The following is a 17,550-nucleotide window of genomic DNA, read 5'->3' as shown; positions in this document are numbered from 1 at the left end:
CCATGAGCACTCCCACCCCCGAGGTCGCCTCCCCCGACCGGTACGCGCCCGAGTTCGACGTGACGATCGAGGGCCTGCAGATGGACCCCTCCACGAAGAACGACATCATCGACATCAAGGTGAACCGCGACATCGACGAGATGTCCGGCTTCGATCTGACCCTCAACAACTGGGACGACGCCAACCTGCGCTTCAAGCACAGCGACTCGCCGAGCTTCCGGCTCGGCGGCCGGGTCTCCGTACGGCTCGGTTACGCCGACCAACTGCTCACCGTCGCCACCGGCACCATCTCCACGCTCAGCCCGCGGTTCACCGAGAGCGCGTCCCCCACCGTCCAGGTGAGCGGTGTGGACGGGCTGCTGCGGCTCAAGGACCGCAAGCCCACCGAGAACGAGACCAAGATCTACCGCAATATGCCCGACTGGCGGATCGCCGAGCAGATCGCCCAGCGCAACCACCTCCGCGTCGAGGTCACCCGGGAGGGGCCGACGCACGACCGGGTGGTGCAGAAGAACCAGGACGACGCCACCTTCCTGCTGGAGCGGGCCAAGCGGCTGGACTTCGACTGCTACATCCTGCCCGACCCGAAGACCGGGGAGGACACCCTCTACTTCATCAGACCGACGGACGGCCGCGACGGCCGCCCCATGCGCGTGTACCGGCTGGCCTACGCGCCCGGGCTGTCGACGGGACCCACCGCCCAGCCCGCGGGGCTGATCCCCAACCTGCTGGAGTTCACCCCGACCCTGACGGTGTCCCAGCAGGTCAGCAAGGTCACCGTGCGCGGCTGGGACCCCCGTACCAAACAGCCCATCGCGTTCACCGCGACCGCCGAGAACCTCCCGGCCGGGCAGAACACCGCCGACGGGCAGAGCGGGCCCGAGGTCGCCCAGTCCACCCTCCAGGGCCGCCAGGAAGTCCTCGTCGACGCGCCCGTCGGCAGCGACCAGGAGGCCCGCGAACTGGCCATCAGCCTGCTGCGGGAGCGGGCGTACGAGTTCATCACCGCCACCGGCAAGGTGGCCGGCCTGCCCGAGCTGCGGCCCGGCGACAACCTGGAGATCCACGGCCTCGGGCGCCGCTTCTCCGGCATGTACTTCGTCAAACGCGTCGAGCACACGCTCAACACCGGAGGGTTCTTCACCCAGTTCACCGGGCGGCGCATCCACCAGGGGGACCAGTGACCATCAGAACCACACCACGGGCCCGCAGCACCGACAAGCGGTACTACGGGGTCGTCGAAGCGCTCGTCGTGGAGAACGAGGGCGACGACGAGGGGCGCGTCAAGCTGAAGTTCCCGTGGTTCGACGACGTCACCGTCACCGACTGGATCCGCGTCAGCCAGCTCTACGCCGGCCACGGCTACGGCACCGTGTTCGTGCCCGAGAAGGGCGACGAGGTCCTCGTCGCCTTCGTCCACGGCGACATGCGGTTCCCGATCGTGCTCGGCGGCCTCTACAACGGCAAGGACAAGCCGCCGACCGCCCGTACCGAAGGCCGCGACCAGAAAACCATCCGCACCAGACACGGTCACGAGGTGCTCCTCGACGACACGCGGTCCAAGGCCGCCGTACGCATCACCTCGGCCGCCGGGCACGTCGTGGAAATGGACGACGAGGGCAAGGCGATCCGGATCACCGCCGCCGAGGGCGGCAGCGTGACCGTGACCGCGCAGGGGGAGATCACCCTCAAGGCGCCCAAGGTGACGGTCGATTCCCCCTCCATCGACCTCGGCGGCGGCGCCACCGAGCCCCTCGTGCTCGGCAACGCGCTGCTCCAGGCGTTCAACACGCACACCCACCCGTCCGCCGCCGGGCCCACCGGCCCGCCGACCCCGCCGCTCACCCCCGCAGTCCTGGCCAAGAAGGCGAGGACGGCATGAGCGAGGAGTTCCTCGGGACCGGCTGGCGGTTCCCGATCCTGCCCGACGCGTCCGGACGGCTGGGATACGCCGTCGGCGAGGAGAGCATCGAGCACTGCCTGCGGGCCCTGCTGCTCACCGGCACGGGCGAGCGCGTCATGCGGCCCGAACTCGGCACGCGGGCCCACGAACTGGTCTTCGCGCCCGGCAGCGTCCAGAACCTGCGCGACCTGGAGAGCTCCATCGCCGCCGCCGTCCGCGACCACGAGCCCAGGGTGGAGCTCGACGAGGTCCGCGCGGAGACCGACCCGGCCGACGAGTCACGGATCACCGTCTCCGTCGTCTACCGCATCCGGCGCAGCAACACCAAGGCCAACCTGGTGTTCCCCTTCTACGCCGGGCTCAGCGGCCCCGCGGGGAGGACCCCATGACCCTGCCCGCGCCCAAACTGGACGACCTCACCTGGGCCGACATGATGGCGGCCATCCGCCGCCGGACCCCCGCCGAATCCGGCGGCACCTGGACGCTGCACGCGCCCGTCGACCCCGGCATCACCCTCCTCGAACTCTTCGCCTACCTCCTCGAACAGCGGCTGTACTGGCTCGACCAGGTGCCCGACGCCCTCGTGGTCGCCGTCCTGCGGCTGCTGGGCCTCGAACCCCCGCACCCGGCCCGGCCCGCCGCCACCGTGCTGCGCGTCGCGGCCCGGCGACCGGACGCCGCCGTCCCCGTCGTCCCCGCCGGGACGGCGCTCACCCGGGACCCGGCTGCACAGGTGGTCTTCACCCTCGACGACGACGTGGCCGTCTTCCCGCTCGCCGAGGGCGCCGAGGTCACCGTGTGGACCGGCCGCGACCGCACCGCCGACCTGGCGTCCCGCCGGGGCGTCCCGCTCCTCGCGAGCGACGGGGCCCCCGCGTGCGCCCGGTTCACCCTGCCGCTCACCGGGGCCCACCCCGCGCCCGGCCCGCTCAGCCTGCTGTTCGAGCTGGACGCGCCCGCCGCGTCGGCACCGTCATGGCTGCCCGGGGCGGTCGCCGACCTGCCGCCACCCGCCGAGCTGACCTGGTCATGGTTCCGGCCGGGAACGGACGTCCGCGGCCCGTTCGAGAAGGTCGAGGACGGCACGGCCGGGCTCAGGCGCTCCGGGGTCGTCCGGCTCCACCCGCCCGCCGGCTGGACCACCCGGGACCACGGAATCCTCCTCTCCACCCCGGCGGCCACCCACGCCGCGCCGCCGCGCCTGCTCCAGCTCGCCGTCAACGTCTCCACCGCCCACCACCGTCAGTGGTACACCGCCGGCGAGGAGCTCCGGGAGCAGATCGACGCCTGGCTCAAGCTGCCCGGCCAGCACCTGGTGCTGCCGGACGCCGCTGAGCGGCTCATCGAGGCGCGCGTACGGCTCGCGGGCGAAGAGTGGCGGCCCGTGCCGGACCTCACCTTCGGCGGGCCGGCCGACCGGGTCTTCGTCCTCGACCGCACCGAGGGCGCGGTGGTGTTCGGCGACGGACTCACCGGCCGCATCCCCCGCCCGGGCACCGACGCGAGCGTCGAGTACGCCATCGGCGGCGGCCGGTCCGGCAACGGCGGCATGACCGCCAACTGGGTCCCGGCCGGCGAGTCCCCGGCGGCGGTCACGGCCGTCAACGTCGTCCGTGCCGAAGGCGGCGCCGAACCGGAGAGCGTCACCGAGGCACGGCAGCGCGCCGCCGCCTCCCTCGGCGAGGTGACCCGCGCGGTCACCGCCGACGACTTCGTCACCCTCGCCCGTACGACACCGGGCGTCGCCGTCGCCCGCGCGTACGCCTCCCTCGGCGAGCATCCCGGCTTCCCGTGCTCCCCGGTGCCCGGTGCGGTCACCGTGCACCTCGTACCGGCGGTGCCGCGCGACGACGTGACCGGCGAGGACTTCGTCGCCGCGCCGCGGCCCGACCCGGGCATGCTCTGCGCGGTCGCCGCCCACCTGGAGCGGGCCCGGCTGCTCACCTCCGAGGTCTTCGTCCGCGCGCCCCGCTACCGCGACGTGGCGGTGCGCGCCGACCTGTCGGGCGACCCCGCCGACCGCGCCCGCGTGTCCACCGTGCTCACCGAGGCGCTGCGCCGCTTCCTCGACCCGCTCGTCGGCGGCGACGACCGGGACGGCTGGCCGTTCGGCCGGCCGCTGCACCCGTCGGTCCTGCTGCGGGCCGCGCAGCGGGCCCTGGGCGACCTCGCGGACGTGTCCGCCGTGGCGATCGGCCTCGATGGGGCGGCCCCGGACGAGGCCTGCCGGGAAGTGCCGCTCGGGCCCGGTGACCTGCCCGTCCTGCGGACGGTCCGCACCCGGATCGTGCCCGCCGTCGAACCGGGGGAGGGGCTGGCATGACCGGAGACGTGTGGTGGGAGAAGGCGGCCCGCGACGAGGAAGGACGGGTCGTACCGGGACCCGGGCCGACCGGCGTCCAGCCGGAGCTGACCGACGCGACCCGCGAGGCGGTCCGGGACCGGGTACGACGCCGGATCGCGGGCTACACCCCGGACTGGACCGACCCCGACCGCCAGGACGCCGGTGTCGCACTCGTCCGCCTCTTCGGCACCCAGGCCGAACCCGTGCTCGCGCGCGTCAACCGGCTGCCGGAGAAGGTGCTGGCCGAACACCTGGCGACGGCCGGTGTGCGCAGGCGCCCGGCCGGGGCCGCGGCCGCCCTCCTGGAGTTCACGGTCAACCCGCCGGACGGCGCCTCCGTCCTCGTACCGGCCGGATTCCAGAGCGCGGCGTCCGGGCCGGCGGGGCAGGTGGTGTACGAGACGGACCAGGACCTGTACGCCACCCCGGCCACCCTCGCCGACCTCGCCGTCCAGGACGGCGGAACGCTGGAGACCCTGCCGACCGGACCGGCCGGGCCCGGCCGCCCGTTCGCGCTGTTCGGCCGGGACACGCAGCCCGGCAACGGCCTGTGGATCGGGCTCGCCGGGACGGCCGCCCCCCACCCGCGTCTGTCACTGGGCTTCGTGGTGGCCGCCGCCCCTCCCGCGCCGGCCGGCTCCGGCGGGCCGGTCCCCCTGCCCCCGCCCCCGGCGCCGCTGCTGCGCTGGGACGTGCTGGACGGCACCCGGCTCGTCCCCGCGGAGGTGGTGCGCGACTCCACCGCCGGGTTCCGGGCGAGCGGGACCGTCGAACTGCGGGTCCCGCGCACCTGGCAGCCCGGCACCCCGCCCGGGGCCCGGCCGAGGCCGCCGCTGCGCTGGCTGCGCCTGCGGATCGCGCACGGCGGCTTCGGGGGGCCCGCCCCCGTGCTGTCCGGGCTGCGCCTGAACACGGTCCCCGCCACGGCCGCCCGCACCATCAGGGACGAGCCGCTGCAACCCGTCCAGGACACCGGGTCGAGCGGCCGCCGGCGGATGAGGCTCAGTCAGGTGCCCATCCTCGCCGACTCCGTGGTCATCGAGGTCGACGACGACCCCGGCGCCGATGTGTTCGGCACCCGGGCCGGTTCCGCCGCCCGCTGGCGGGAGGTGGAGAGCCTGGCCGGCCACGGCGCCGACGACCGCGTCTTCACCGTCGACCACGCGACCGGCGAAGTGACCTTCGGCGACGGCGTCCACGGCGCGGCCGTACCGCCCGGCTTCCGCAACGTCCGCGCCGTCCGCTACCGCGTGGGCGGCGGCAGCGCCGGAGCCGTGAGCGCGGGCGCCGTCAACTCCGTGGTGACCGCCCTGCCGTACGTCATCGGCGTCACCAACCCCTTCCCCGCCTCCGGAGGCACCGACGCCGAGTCCGACGCCACCGCGACGCGCCGGGGCGTCGGCGAACTGCGCGCCCGGGGCCGCGCCGTGGCCCCGGCCGACTACGGCCCGCTCGCCACCCGCGCGCCCGGCGCGTCGGTCGCCCGCGCCCGTGGCGTACCCGGCCTGCACCCCGACTTCGCCGGGGCGCCGATCCCCGGCGTCGTGGGCGTCCTCGTCGTGCCGCCGGGCGACGGCGGCGGCGAGCCGCCGGTGCCCACCGCCGCGACACTGCGGGCCGTCGCCGACTTCCTGACCCGCGAGGCCGCCCCCGCCGGGGTCACCGTCGTCGCGGCCCCCGCCTCCTACCGCCGGGTCGCCGTCGAGTCGTGGGTCGCCCTCGACCCGGACCTCGACCGGGCCGCGGTCCTGTCCCACGCGGGCGACGCGGTGCGCACGTACCTGGACCCGCTGCGCGGCGGCGAGGACGGCGTGGGCTGGCCGTTCGGCGGCGCGCTGCGGCACACCGCACTCGTCCGGCGGCTCCTCGCGGTCGACGGGGTGCTGGCCGTCTCCCGGCTCGCGCTCACCGTAGACGGGCTGCGGCTGCCGCCCTGCACCGACCACCCGATCGGGCCCCACGACCTGGTCTGGCCGGAGCGCCCGCTGCTGATCCCGGTAGGAGACCGGCCATGACCTGCGCACCGCACCCCGCCACCTTCCGCCTGCTCGACGCGTACGTCGGCTGGGACGAGAGCCCGGCCGGCGAGCCCGGAACGGGCGGCATCGTCGGGTTCGACGACCCGGCCGGGATCCGCCTCGCCCACCCCGGGACCGACCCCGAAGGCCCCACCAGGGCCGAGCTCCTGCCGTGGTTCCCCGACCCGCGCCTCACACCCGGGTGCGGGCCGTGCGGCTGGTACCTGCTCGTCCCCGGGGAGCGCCGGCTGCTGCGCCGCGACCCCTGCACCGGCGCCTTCCCCCCCGTATGGCAGCCCCCGTGCGACCCCGGCCTGTTGCGCGAGCCGGTGTCGGTCGCCGCACGGGGACACCGGCTGGCCGTGGTGGAGCACGACCGGGTGCTCGTGTGGCGCCGTGAGGGTGCCCAGCTCGCCGGCGTCATCCCGGTGCGGCGGCCCCGGTGGGCCGCGACGGCACCGGGCGACGAGGTCCTGATCGCCTGCCGGGGCGGCACCGACCTGCGCCGGTACGGCTCCACGGGCGGCTTCCGCGGAACGCTCCGCACCGGGGCGCGCGGCGAGATCATCGGGCTGCGCACCGGCCCCGGGCACACGGTGTGGGTGCTCGCCGACGACGGCTCCCGGCTGACCATCCACCGGGGCGGCCACGGCCGGCCCTTCCGTACCGTCACCGTGGACGAACTGGCCGACGCCCTGCCGCCGTCCGCGCTCACCTCGGTGGACGAGGAGGGCTTCTGCCTGAGCGAGAACGGCCCGGACGGGCCCCTGGCCCACGGCTACACCTGGCGGGGCCTGCCCCGGCCGACCGTGCCGCCGCCGGCCGGCGCGTACGTCACCAGCGGCTCGTACGTCACCACCCTGATCGACAGCGGCGTCTCACGCTGCCGGTGGCACCGCGTACGCCTGGACGCCGACGTCCCGGCGGGCACGGCGGTGTCGGTCGGGATCGTCGTGAGCGAGGACGGCCGGTACGAGGAGAGCGACTGGCAGGCGTCGGCCCCCGGAGTCACGGACTTCCTCGTCGACCAGCCGCCCGGCCGCTACCTGCGGCTACGGCTGAAGCTGTCGGGCGACGGCGGCGCGACCCCGGTCGTGCACCGGATCCGGCTCGACTTCCCCCGGGTGACCAGCGCCGACCTGCTGCCGCCCGCCTTCCGGCAGGACCCGGCTGCCGACGACTTCACCGAGCGCTTCCTGTCGCTGTTCGACGCCACGCTCGCCGACCTCGACCGGGTCATCGAGCGGTATCCGGCGCTCCTCGACCCGGCGGGCGTGCCGGACCGGGTGCTGCCGTGGCTCGCCGGGCTGCTCGGCCTGTCGTTCGAGGCGGACTGGGACGCGCCGACCCGCCGCGCGCTCCTCGCCGCGGCCCCCGAGCTGTACCGGCGCCGGGGCACGCCATGGGCGCTGCGGGAAGCGGTGCGCATCGTGTTCGGGGTGGCCCCGGTCGTCGACGAGCTGGCCACGGACCGCCGCTGGGCGCACCTGCGCGCGGCGGTCGACGGTGACGGGGAGGGGCGCCCACCGGGGAGCGGGGTGGGACAGGGGCAAGGGCTGGGCTCGGTACGGCTGTTCGGCCGGTCGGCGAGCCGTTTCCGGATCGGCGGCTCGGCCCTGGGCACGGCGCCACTGCGTGCGTTCGGGGACCCGGACGGTGATCCGCTCGCCGCGCACGCGCACCGGTTCCGGGTGCTCCTGCCCGCCGGATCGGCCGACCAGCGGGCCCTGCGGCGGCTGGTGGAGCGCCAGGCGCCCGCGCACACGGTGGGGTCGGTAAGGACCGGCGGAGCCGGCTTCGTGGTCGGTTCCCGCTCCACGGTCGGCGTGGACACCGCGTTCGTCCCGCTGCCGCCGCCCGTGCTCGGAGGCGGCAGCCCGCTGCGGCTGAACCGCGACGCGGTGCTCAGACCGGGACCCGCGGGATCGCGCCGAGGGGTGGGCGTGGGAGTCGTCTCCGCCGTCGGTGTGCATACACAAGTGTCGTGAGAGGACGGGGAGATGACCGAGACAGGAACACCGAGGACAGCGGGGCTCGACGCGCCACCGCTGCGCAGGCTGCGTTACTTCCACGGGCAGATGCTGGGCGCCCGGGACTTCCAGCGCGAACAGGACTACCACCGCGAGAAGCTGAAGCTGCACATGCGCTGCCTGCTGGGCTACGGCGTGGTCTGCGGCCTGCACGTGGAGCCCGTGCCGTGGGACGACGACTGCCCGCCCGGCGAACGCCCGGCCGCGGCCGACCCGGCGGCACGGGCCGATGAGCGGACGGAAGCCGACGATCGCACGGAGACGGCCGATCAGCACACGGCGACGGCTCACGAGCCCCCGTCACCGGCCGGGGACACCGGCGCCCAGCCGGAGCACACCGAACGCAAGGCCAAGGTGAGGATCACCTCCGGCCTCGCCGTGGACTGCGACGGCAACGAGGTCGTGGTGCGCGGCGGTTGCGTGATCGACCTGTGGAAGGCACTCCCCTCCGACGAGCGGGACACCGACACGGTCTGGGTGGGCATCCGGTACGCCGAGCGGCCCGTCGAGCCCACCCGCGCCGTCTACAACGACGCCTGCGCGGACACCTCCGACTGCGAGTTCGGCTGGACGGAGGAGTGCTACAAGGTCTGCGTCACCGGGTGCGAGCCGCCGGTGGACGACCGCTGCGACACCTGCTGCGCCCCGTGCGACCACAAGGTGCTGTGGCTGGCGCGGATCGACTGCGTGGACCGGCACCAGCCGGTGCGCCGGCATCAGATCCACATGAACGTCCGCCGCCCCTTCGGCCGCCATCTGCCCACGGTGATCACCGGTGTCAACTGGATCCACGGGCACACCTACACCATCGACGAGGCCAAGGCGCTGCTCGGCACCCAGGACGAGGACGGCGGGCTGGTGGTGCGGTTCTCCGCCGGCGTACGCACCGACTCGCTGCGCCCCGGAGTGGTAGAGCTCCAGGTGATCGAGGGCGGCAGCGGCCGCAACGCCTCCACCTGGTACATGGGCGGCGCGTTCGCCGAACCGGACGCCGAGTGCGACGAGTTCACCCATCAGTTCCGCTACCGCCAGACCACGCGCGAGACGCTCCAGGACGGCGACCGCGTCATGATCACCGTCCGGTCCGCGTTCCTCCTGGACCGCTGCTGCCGCCCGGTCGACGGCACCCACGTCGGCGGACGCGTACCGGCCATCGACGCCGACACCCCGGCGTACGGCGACGCCGGGTGCGACCTCCCGCCGTCAGGCATCGGTCCCTGGACGTCCGGCACGGGCGCGGGCGGGGACGTCTTCGAGAGCTGGTTCTTCGTGAAGGAGCGCTGATCATGCGAACAGACTGCGGATGCGGCTGCGGTGGTGACGCCACCCGCACCTCCGCCTTCGTACGCCCTCGCTTCTTCGCGGGCCAACTGCTGACCGAGGACGACCTCGGTCTGATGGTCGACTACATGACCGCGAAGAGCAGACTGCACAACCGCTCCCTGTACGGGCCGGGGGTCGTCTGCGGCCTGGGCGTCACCTGCGCGCCCTGCGGCGGCGGAACCGTGGAGGTCCACCCCGGCCACGCGCTCGACTCCGCCGGCAACGACATCGTGGTGCCCTGCACCGAACAGGTCGACGTACGAGCCCTGGTCCGGGACCGGCGGATCAGCGGCCTCGGCGTGGACTGCGGGGAGGAGTGCGACGACGAGGGCGGGCGCCGCTACGGCCTGTACGTGCGCTACCAGGAGCTCCCCGTGGAGCCGGTGGCTCCGTACGCCACGGAGGAACCCTGCCCCTCACCGGGCTGTGTACCCTCCCGGATCCAGGAGGGGTTCCGCTTCGTCGTCAGGTGCGCCGACTTCGAGGACCACCGCCACAACCCCGGCACCCAACTCCTCGCCGCCATCGGCGACCTGCCACGCGCCGACCGGGCCCGCGCCAGGGCCCGGCGGCTCGGCCACTACCTCGACGCTATGTCCACCGCCGCGGCCGGCACCGGCCGGACGTTCCGCTTCGACGCCGCCGACGCCGGGCGGTACGCCACCTCCCTCGCCTGGCTGCGCCGGAACGCGGGCGGCGAGGGCCCGCCGCCGCCCCCGGCGGCCCGCGAGACGACCGAGCACGTACGCGCCCTCGCCAGCGGTGTGGCACGGTACGACACCCACGACCCGGCCGGGCAGGAACGGCTCAAGCGGGAGTACCCGGACCTCGCCTCCATCCAGGAGGCGCGTCACGTCCTGGGCACCGCCTGCGACCGGCTCCGCGACACGGACATGGAGGCGGCCTGGCCCGACCCGCTGCGCCGCTCCCTCGCCCACGCCGTCATCACCGAGACGGTGGCCAGGGTCGTACCGGAGCGCGGCGACGCCGACGCGCCTCTGGACGTGCGCATGCTGGCCCAGGGCACCCCGCTGAGCCACGCGCTGCGGGTCGAGTTCCGGGCGGACCTCGCACTGATCCGGGAGTGGCTGCTGTGCCGCCTGGACTTCACCGGTGGAGCCGGTGAGTGCGGGCTGCGCACGGAGGTCGCCGCCGTCGACGTACCCCCGCTGCTGCCGGCCCCGCCGCCGGACAGCGTGGAGCGGGCGACCGTCGCCGAGGTACAGCAGATCGCGGAAGCGGGAGCGGCCCTGACCGTCGCGCTGCGGCGCTTCCTGACCGACGCGGCGTGCGCCACCCTCAACCCGCCCTGCGGCGACTCCACCGACACCGACGTGCTGCTCGCACATGTGGAGCTGGACGGCTGCGACGTCGTACGGCTCTGCTCGGCCACCCGCGAGCAGGTACTGCCCGGCGGGTCGGCGTACGGCGAGTGGCTGCCCAAGCTGTACCGGATGCGGGAACTGGCCGAGCGGCTGTGCTGCCGGCCCGTACCCGCGCACCCGAGGCCGCACCTCCCGCCGGAGGGCGACGTGGCCCGGCCGTACGCCGCGGGCCTGCTCGGCGACTGGCCGCGCACGGGGGACCTGGAGGAGATGCTGTCCCTGCTGCTCACCCCCGCGCCCGGCGAGACCCCGCCCAAGGCGCTGCACGAGCAGGTCTACACGACCCCCAGCGAAGTGACCGACAGCCTGCACGAGCTGGCCGCGCTGCGCACGCAGGTCGCCGACCTGACCTCCGCGCTGGAGGACCTGCGTTCCCAACTGGGCAGCGCGCGGACCGACGTGGTCCGGCTCCGGGAGCAGGTCGAGGCACCCGACCGCACGGAGTCCGCACCGGCGGCAGGCGCCTCCGACGAGGCGACGGACGAACCGCCCGATGGGGACGAGCCCGCCAAGCCGCCGGCCAGGCGCACCCGTTCCACCCGTAACCGGAAGTCCGGGGGCACGCCATGACCGGCCCGCTGCGCCCCACCTTCCACGAGGGCCAGGTACTGGCCGCCGCGGACCTGTCGGCCGCCGTGGACTACGCGCGGGGCCTGGCCGTCCGGCACGCGCGGCACCTGCACGACTGGGGCATCGCCGAAGGCCTCGAGCTCGTCACCCAGCCCCGCACCGACCCGCTGACCAACGCCCGCCACGTCGAAGTGAGCGTGGCGCCGGGGATCGCCGTCGACGGCACCGGCCGCGAGGTGGTCGTCACCGAACCGGTCGTGCTGCGCGAGAGCGACTTCGAGGAGGTCAACGGCGCCGACCAGCCGACGGACGAGCTCTACCCGGTCTTCCTCACCGCGGCCGACCGGCAACCCGCCAGGGCCCCCGGGCTCGTCCCGTGCGGCGGTGGCGCCACCGGCACGCGCGTGGAGGAGTCGTACCAGATCCTCTTCGGGCGCCTCGGCGACGAGCGGCTCGTCGAGGAGCAGCGCCCGCCCGCGACCGGCGCCCCGCCGGCGACTCCACCCGTCCGCTGGCTCGTCCTGCTCGGCTACGTCCGCTGGACGGACGGCCACTTCAGCGGGGTGGAGACCAAGGCGCGCGGCATGGCGGCGCGCTTCGCCGGGGTACGCGCGGACACCGTCGCCGCACGCTCCGGTTCCCTGACGCTGCGGACCACGCCGGCCGTCCAGGAGGGCGAGCCCGCGCTCGTGCTGTCCGGCGGCGACCGGCCCGGCCTGGTCTTCGGCCTGTACCAGGGCAGCGGCACCGTCGCCCCGCTGATGACCGTCGCGGCCAACGGCAACCTCACCGTCGAGGGCAGCTTCAGCGGCCGGATGCCGGCCGGCAGCACCCTGGTGACGTCCGGGACCGCCACCGACGGGATGCTGCTGCCGCTGCCCTCCGGCGTCACCCCGGAACAGGTCGCCGACGGCCGGGTCGTGATCCATGTGCGGCTCACCCCGCGCACCCCACCGACCGCCACGGACACCACCCTGGTCAGCACCGTGGAGGCCACCGTCGGCGAGGACCGCAGGGTCAGGTGCCGGACCCGTCTGTACGACCCCCTGGCCGTCCCGGCCACGGTCGTCGAACGGCCCGGGGCCGTCGACTTCCTCGTCCTGGCGACGGTCGCGGCGACGAACGGCGGTGACTGACGATGGCTCTCACCGTGGTGTACATGGCCGACACCGGCCATGTCGTGGGCGCCCTGGCCCTGACCGGCGCCGCCGCCCCGGCCGAGGTGGCCGCCCTCGTCGGGCGCGAGCTGCCGCTGCGCGTCTCCCTGGGCGGGGGCCGCACCACCACCCTCCCGCTGAACGCCCGGGAGCTCGCCGTGGCTGCCGTGGACGACGAACCGGCGGCACTCACCGACCCGTTGGCCTTCGCCGTCGAGCTGACCCCCGAGGGCAAGCCCGGACCGGCGCTGCTGCGCCTGCCCACCTGGACCGGTGGCGACAGCATCGCGCTGGCGGCGGACGGGCTCACCGTCACCGTCGGGGTCCCGGTGGCACGGTCCGCCAAGGTGGTCGCCCTGGTCTCCGACGACCAGGACACCCACGTGCTCGCAGGGGAGGTCCCCGCCCAGCAGAACCGGGTGAAGCTTCCCCTGACCCTCACCCCGGGCGGCACGCACGGCGTGCTGGTGCTGGTGGCCGGCTGGGCGGGCCGCCTGGAGAAGGAGAAGGTGACGTGACCGCGCCCACCGCCCCGACCGCCGGGGAAACCGCGGACATCACGGTGCACCGGTGCACCGTGACGGTGGAACGGCGCGGTGGGTGGAGCTGGGGACCCGATCCGCGCGCCCTGGTGCGGAACGTCATCGACACCCTCCCGGAGCTGCTGGCGGACCACTTCGCACAGCAGCTCGACGGCGACGGCCCGGACGTGGAGATCACCGAACCGGTGACCGTCACCGTCCGGCCGGGCGGACCCGGATGGCCCGGCCGCCCCCGTGTGACCGCCGAGGTCCACGTCGCACCGGTCTCCTTGTCCGAGGTCGCGGACGAGGAGCCCGCCTCCACCGTGTCGTTCGAGGAGTCCTTCGCCGCGCCGGCGACTTTACGGCCCGAGCCCGGGGCCGCCGCGCTCTTCGGCGAACTCGACGAACGGGGGGAACTGGACGCGCTGCTCGCGCTGATGCCCGAGGAAGCGCTCGAGATGTACGCGCTCGCCCTGCTCGGCGCCGACGACGCGGCGGCCGCCCGGCTGCTCGCGGAGCTCGCCCGTCGCGCCCGCCCGGGCGACCCGGCCGGGCTGCTGCCCGAGCCCCTCCGCGCCGAGGCCGCGGGCGCCGGGCCCGAGGCCCTGCCCCACCTGTTCGCCGCGTACGTGATGTCGGTGGATCACGACGCGGTGGCACGGCTCGCCCGGTCCCTGGCGGGCGGGCGGGACGGATCGGCCGGGGAACCGCCTCCGCAGGCAGGTGGGCCCGTCGCGGCGCGCGGCGCCACCCGGGAGGCAGTCGTGTGGTCCGTGCTGCCGTTCCTGATGGCCGGCCCCCTGGCCCGCATCGGGTACCTCGACGCGATCGGCCCCGCCCTGGCCGGCGCCGAACTGGCCGCGGACGCACCGTTGTTCGCCGCGGCCCTGGCGTACAAGGTCCTGGGCGTGACCGCGCGCGGCTGGCGGCGCGGCGAACGGGACGCCGAGGCGGCCGCCGCGTTCGCCGGGCTGGAACCACCCGTCCCCGAGGAAGGGCTGGCCGCGTTCGCCCGCGTCGCCTGCCCCGCGCTCCCGGTGCTCGACGGGGTCCTCGCGCTCGCGGTGTGCCGCGGCCACGACCCCGCCGATCCGCTGCTGCTCACCGGCGCGGACGGTGGGCTCCTCCTCGTGGACGCCCAGGGCATGTTCCCCATCGCCTGGACGGCGGACCTCGCCACACTGCTGCCGCACTGGCAGGCCTGCGGGCGGCCGGCCGTGCTCGTCTGCGACGGGCCCCTGCCCCCCGGCACGCTGCGCGAACTGGACGCCGCGGGCGTGCCGTTCCTGACCGGCGTACGCCCACTGCGCGGCGATCCGGTCACGCGGCTGCCCTGGCGCACCCCCCTGTGGACCGGCGCCGCACGACAGCTCCCCGACCGGCGCCTCGCCGCCGAACTGCCCGGCCACGCCGACCGGTTCGCACAACTGGTCACCGCCCTGGTCACCGAGCGCCGAGCGGTACCCCTCGCGCCGGACGGCGGACTGGAGCGCACCGTCACCCTCGCCGCCGCACTCGGCCTGTCCACGATCGCCTGGACGCTCTGGCGCGACCGCGAGACCCCCGACCCGCTGTCCACCCTGCACCGCTTGGCCGACCTGGAGGCCACCGTCCGGTTCGAGCCCGCCGCCGTCCGGGTACGCGTCCCGATGGGACGGCGCCACGCCGACCTGCTGAGGGCCGGGCTGCTCGCCGACGTGCGGGGCGTGCCCTGGCTGGGCGGGCGGGCCCTGACCTTCTCGGGAGGGTGACCCCCATGGGGGAACCGGCGCTGGAACACTTGCGGATCCGCCTCGCGGACCTCCACCGGGCGCTGCGCGCCGCCGTCGAGCGACAAGCGCTCCTCGCGGCCCGGCTCACCCGGCCGGACCTCACGCCGTACTGCGTGACCGACGAACAGGTCGACGTGCTGCTCGGCGAAGTGCACGTCTTCACCGACGCGATGGCCGCGCCGGACGCACCCCGGCGTCCCGAGCCGGAAGCCGAACGGGACCTGAGGCGACGCACGTCCGCCAGGGGCACGACCCTCCCGCTGGACGCGCTCGCCACCCGGTTCGGCCTGACCCGCGCCGAACAGGACGCGCTGCTCCTGGTCGCCGCGCCCGAACTGGACCCGGCCTACGAGCGGATCTACGCCTACATCGTGGACAACCTGAACCGGCGGCTGCCGAGCGTGGAACTGCTGGTCACGGTCGGGGCGCTGAGCGGGTCGGCCCCGAACGGACCCGGGAGGGCCGCGGACCAGGACGGCGGTGAAGGGAACGGAAACGAGGAGGACCGGGCCGGGAGCGGGCTGAGCGCGGAAGACCCGGGCGGTGGCGAACGGGACGCGAGCGCGGCCGCCCGTCTCGCCCTGCGCCGCGCGCTCGGACCGGCCGGGCCGCTGCGCCGTTACGGGCTGCTGCGCCCGTACGGCGAAGCCGCGGTCGAGCTCGCGCAGGAACTCGTCCTGGGCCCCGGGGTGCTGGACTTCCTGCTGGGCTGGGGCACCGACGTCGGCCTGCTCGGGCACGACCCCGGCGAGGTCGCACCGCCGGACCCGCGCCTCCTGGCCCCGCACCTGTCCTCCGACCGGCTCACCCGCCTGGGCCGGGCGCTGGGCACGGGCGGCATCGACCTGGCCGGGCTGTGGGGCTGCCCGCCCGACGGCCAGCTCGATGCCGTACAGGCACTGGCCCTGGCCGCCGGGGCGCCGCTGCGGACGCTGACCGGCGATCCCGAGGCCGATCTGCGCACGGCCGCCGCCCTGGGCGCGCTGCTGTGGATCCCCACCGATGACCTGCACGGCGAAACCCGGCGCGAGCACGTCGACACCGTCTCCGCCGTGCTGCTCCGCTCCCGTGTGCCGGTGTGCCTGACCGGTCTGCGCCCCTGGCGCCCCGCGGCCCTGCTCGCCGTACGCGCCTACGCCGAACTCGCCGTACCCGCGCCCGGGTTCACCGACCGGCGCGCCATGTGGTCCGCGGCGCTCCCGGACCTGAACGCCCCCCTCCTGGAGGACCTCGCCGTGCGCTACCGGATGAGCGGCGGGGAACTGCGCGCCGTGGCGTCGGTAGCGGACGCCGGCGCGCGCCTGGCCGGCAACGGCCGCCCCGAACCGGTCGCCGACCACGTCGAACCCGCCATCGCCACCGTCACCCGTGGACGGAGCGGAAGCGCCGTGCGCTCGATCGTGCCCCGGCGCACCGTGGAGGACCTGGTGCTGCCCGACGTCCAGTTCCAGCAGATCCTGGAGATCGCCTCGGCGTTCCGCGCCTGGCCCAGGATCTCCGAGACCTGGGGCTTCGCCCGCCGCTCCGCGCACGGCGGGGTCAAGGCGCTCTTCACCGGAGAGCCGGGCACCGGAAAGACCATGAGCGCCGAGATCGTCACCGGCATGCTCGGCCTGGAACTGCTCAAGGTGGACCTGGCCCAGGTCGTCTCCAAGTGGGTGGGGGAGACGGAGAAGAACATGGAGACCGCGTTCCGGCAGGCCGAGGAGAGCCACGCGGTGCTGCTCTTCGACGAGGCCGACGCCCTGTTCGGCAAGCGCGGCGACGTCAAGCACGGTACCGACCGCTACGCCAACATGGAGGTCGGCTACCTGCTCCAGCGCCTGGAAGCGAGCGACGGCCTGGTGATCCTCACCAGCAACCTGAAGGACAACATCGACCCGGCGTTCACCCGGCGCTTCCACTTCGTGGTCCACTTCCCCCGGCCCGGCGCGTCCGAGCGGCGCAGGCTGTGGCGCCTGGCGTTCCCCCCGGAGGCCCCGCTCGCACCCGACGTCGACCTGGACGCGCTCGCCCGCCTGGACATGACGGGCGCCGGCATCACCGCGGCGGCCCGCACCGCCGCCCTGGCCGCGGTGGACGGCGACGGCGACGCGATCGCCATGCGGCACGTCGTACGCGGAGTGGCGCGCCAGTTCCAGCGCGAGGCCCGCCTGCTGCGCCCGTCCGAACTCGGCCCCCACGCCCATCTGCTCGACGCCGCGTCCCAGGGGTGACATCGATGCTCCCCACCGAATCCCCGCTCTCGCCGCGCCGCCTCGTGGCCCCGGTCCCGCCGGCGTACCCCCAGGACACCGCGACGACGTCCGTCCGCCAGACGTCACCGGCCCCCACGCCCACGCCCACCCCCACGCCCACCCCCGCGCCCGTGAGCAACGCGGCGACGGCTCGTACGGCGCTGCTCCCGGCCACCGTGGGGCCCCCGATCATCGCCGCCCACGACGGGATCGGGAACGCGGCGGTGGCCATGGCGGCGATGCGGCAGATCCCAGCCGTACGACCGGTCACCGTGCCGAAGACATGA

The 17,550-nt window shown here is 75.0% G+C and carries 13 protein-coding genes; all 13 read left to right on the top strand.

What is annotated here, in order from left to right:
- Positions 1 to 2 precede the first annotated feature (2 nt).
- Genes ACZ6C1_RS28410 through ACZ6C1_RS28350 form a run of 13 tightly spaced genes read left to right on the top strand, consistent with a single transcriptional unit; the run spans position 3 to position 17,550 of the window.
- Positions 3 to 1,184, top strand: coding sequence for a phage late control D family protein (locus ACZ6C1_RS28410; RefSeq protein ID WP_469244550.1), 1,182 nt, complete (start codon positions 3 to 5; stop codon positions 1,182 to 1,184).
- The gene (locus tag ACZ6C1_RS28405) at positions 1,181 to 1,882 is read left to right on the top strand and encodes a phage baseplate assembly protein V (RefSeq protein ID WP_469244549.1); all 702 of its coding nucleotides are present in this window, start codon (positions 1,181 to 1,183) and stop codon (positions 1,880 to 1,882) included. The genes ACZ6C1_RS28410 and ACZ6C1_RS28405 overlap by 4 nt, the downstream gene beginning before the upstream one ends.
- Positions 1,879 to 2,292: a GPW/gp25 family protein gene (locus ACZ6C1_RS28400; protein WP_469244548.1), complete on the top strand. Its 414-nt coding sequence runs from the start codon at positions 1,879 to 1,881 to the stop codon at positions 2,290 to 2,292. The genes ACZ6C1_RS28405 and ACZ6C1_RS28400 overlap by 4 nt, the downstream gene beginning before the upstream one ends.
- Positions 2,289 to 4,226 carry a putative baseplate assembly protein gene (locus ACZ6C1_RS28395; protein WP_469244547.1) on the top strand — a complete coding sequence of 646 codons (1,938 nt, stop codon included), beginning with the start codon at positions 2,289 to 2,291 and terminating at the stop codon, positions 4,224 to 4,226. Before ACZ6C1_RS28400 ends, ACZ6C1_RS28395 begins: the two co-directional genes overlap by 4 nt.
- On the top strand, positions 4,223 to 6,262 hold the full coding sequence (locus ACZ6C1_RS28390) for a putative baseplate assembly protein (RefSeq protein ID WP_469244546.1): 2,040 nt from the start codon (positions 4,223 to 4,225) through the stop codon (positions 6,260 to 6,262). Before ACZ6C1_RS28395 ends, ACZ6C1_RS28390 begins: the two co-directional genes overlap by 4 nt.
- Positions 6,259 to 8,253, top strand: coding sequence for a phage tail protein (locus tag ACZ6C1_RS28385; RefSeq protein WP_469244545.1), 1,995 nt, complete (start codon positions 6,259 to 6,261; stop codon positions 8,251 to 8,253). The genes ACZ6C1_RS28390 and ACZ6C1_RS28385 overlap by 4 nt, the downstream gene beginning before the upstream one ends.
- Before the next feature lie 12 nt (positions 8,254 to 8,265).
- The gene (locus ACZ6C1_RS28380; protein WP_469244544.1) at positions 8,266 to 9,579 is read left to right on the top strand and encodes a hypothetical protein; all 1,314 of its coding nucleotides are present in this window, start codon (positions 8,266 to 8,268) and stop codon (positions 9,577 to 9,579) included.
- A 2-nt stretch (positions 9,580 to 9,581) separates the two neighbouring features.
- Positions 9,582 to 11,573 (top strand): hypothetical protein, encoded by a 1,992-nt coding sequence (locus ACZ6C1_RS28375; protein WP_469244543.1) that lies wholly within the window; start codon positions 9,582 to 9,584, stop codon positions 11,571 to 11,573.
- Positions 11,570 to 12,709, top strand: a complete 1,140-nt coding sequence (locus ACZ6C1_RS28370; protein WP_469244542.1) for a hypothetical protein — start codon at positions 11,570 to 11,572, stop codon at positions 12,707 to 12,709. The genes ACZ6C1_RS28375 and ACZ6C1_RS28370 overlap by 4 nt, the downstream gene beginning before the upstream one ends.
- Before the next feature lie 2 nt (positions 12,710 to 12,711).
- Positions 12,712 to 13,248 (top strand): hypothetical protein, encoded by a 537-nt coding sequence (locus ACZ6C1_RS28365; protein WP_469244541.1) that lies wholly within the window; start codon positions 12,712 to 12,714, stop codon positions 13,246 to 13,248.
- Positions 13,245 to 15,005 (top strand): hypothetical protein, encoded by a 1,761-nt coding sequence (locus ACZ6C1_RS28360; RefSeq protein WP_469244540.1) that lies wholly within the window; start codon positions 13,245 to 13,247, stop codon positions 15,003 to 15,005. Before ACZ6C1_RS28365 ends, ACZ6C1_RS28360 begins: the two co-directional genes overlap by 4 nt.
- A 5-nt stretch (positions 15,006 to 15,010) precedes the next feature.
- Complete coding sequence (locus ACZ6C1_RS28355; protein ID WP_469244539.1) at positions 15,011 to 17,242, top strand: ATP-binding protein; 2,232 nt, start codon at positions 15,011 to 15,013, stop codon at positions 17,240 to 17,242.
- Between the two features lie 5 nt (positions 17,243 to 17,247).
- Positions 17,248 to 17,550: a hypothetical protein gene (locus ACZ6C1_RS28350; RefSeq protein WP_469244538.1), complete on the top strand. Its 303-nt coding sequence runs from the start codon at positions 17,248 to 17,250 to the stop codon at positions 17,548 to 17,550.

It is taken from the genome of Streptomyces sp. NPDC041796, from assembly GCF_055590785.1.
The sequence above is the reverse complement of the archived record's forward strand: the minus strand, read 5'-3'. Positions and strand labels throughout refer to the sequence as shown.

Coding starts and splice junctions, on each gene's coding strand:
- ACZ6C1_RS28400 (WP_469244548.1), top strand. CDS start 1,879: ATGAGCGAGGAGTTCCTCGGGACCGGCTGGCGGTTCCCGATCCTGCCC.
- ACZ6C1_RS28410 (WP_469244550.1), top strand. CDS start 3: ATGAGCACTCCCACCCCCGAGGTCGCCTCCCCCGACCGGTACGCGCCC.
- ACZ6C1_RS28365 (WP_469244541.1), top strand. CDS start 12,712: ATGGCTCTCACCGTGGTGTACATGGCCGACACCGGCCATGTCGTGGGC.
- ACZ6C1_RS28390 (WP_469244546.1), top strand. CDS start 4,223: ATGACCGGAGACGTGTGGTGGGAGAAGGCGGCCCGCGACGAGGAAGGA.
- ACZ6C1_RS28370 (WP_469244542.1), top strand. CDS start 11,570: ATGACCGGCCCGCTGCGCCCCACCTTCCACGAGGGCCAGGTACTGGCC.
- ACZ6C1_RS28350 (WP_469244538.1), top strand. CDS start 17,248: ATGCTCCCCACCGAATCCCCGCTCTCGCCGCGCCGCCTCGTGGCCCCG.
- ACZ6C1_RS28375 (WP_469244543.1), top strand. CDS start 9,582: ATGCGAACAGACTGCGGATGCGGCTGCGGTGGTGACGCCACCCGCACC.
- ACZ6C1_RS28385 (WP_469244545.1), top strand. CDS start 6,259: ATGACCTGCGCACCGCACCCCGCCACCTTCCGCCTGCTCGACGCGTAC.
- ACZ6C1_RS28395 (WP_469244547.1), top strand. CDS start 2,289: ATGACCCTGCCCGCGCCCAAACTGGACGACCTCACCTGGGCCGACATG.
- ACZ6C1_RS28380 (WP_469244544.1), top strand. CDS start 8,266: ATGACCGAGACAGGAACACCGAGGACAGCGGGGCTCGACGCGCCACCG.
- ACZ6C1_RS28355 (WP_469244539.1), top strand. CDS start 15,011: ATGGGGGAACCGGCGCTGGAACACTTGCGGATCCGCCTCGCGGACCTC.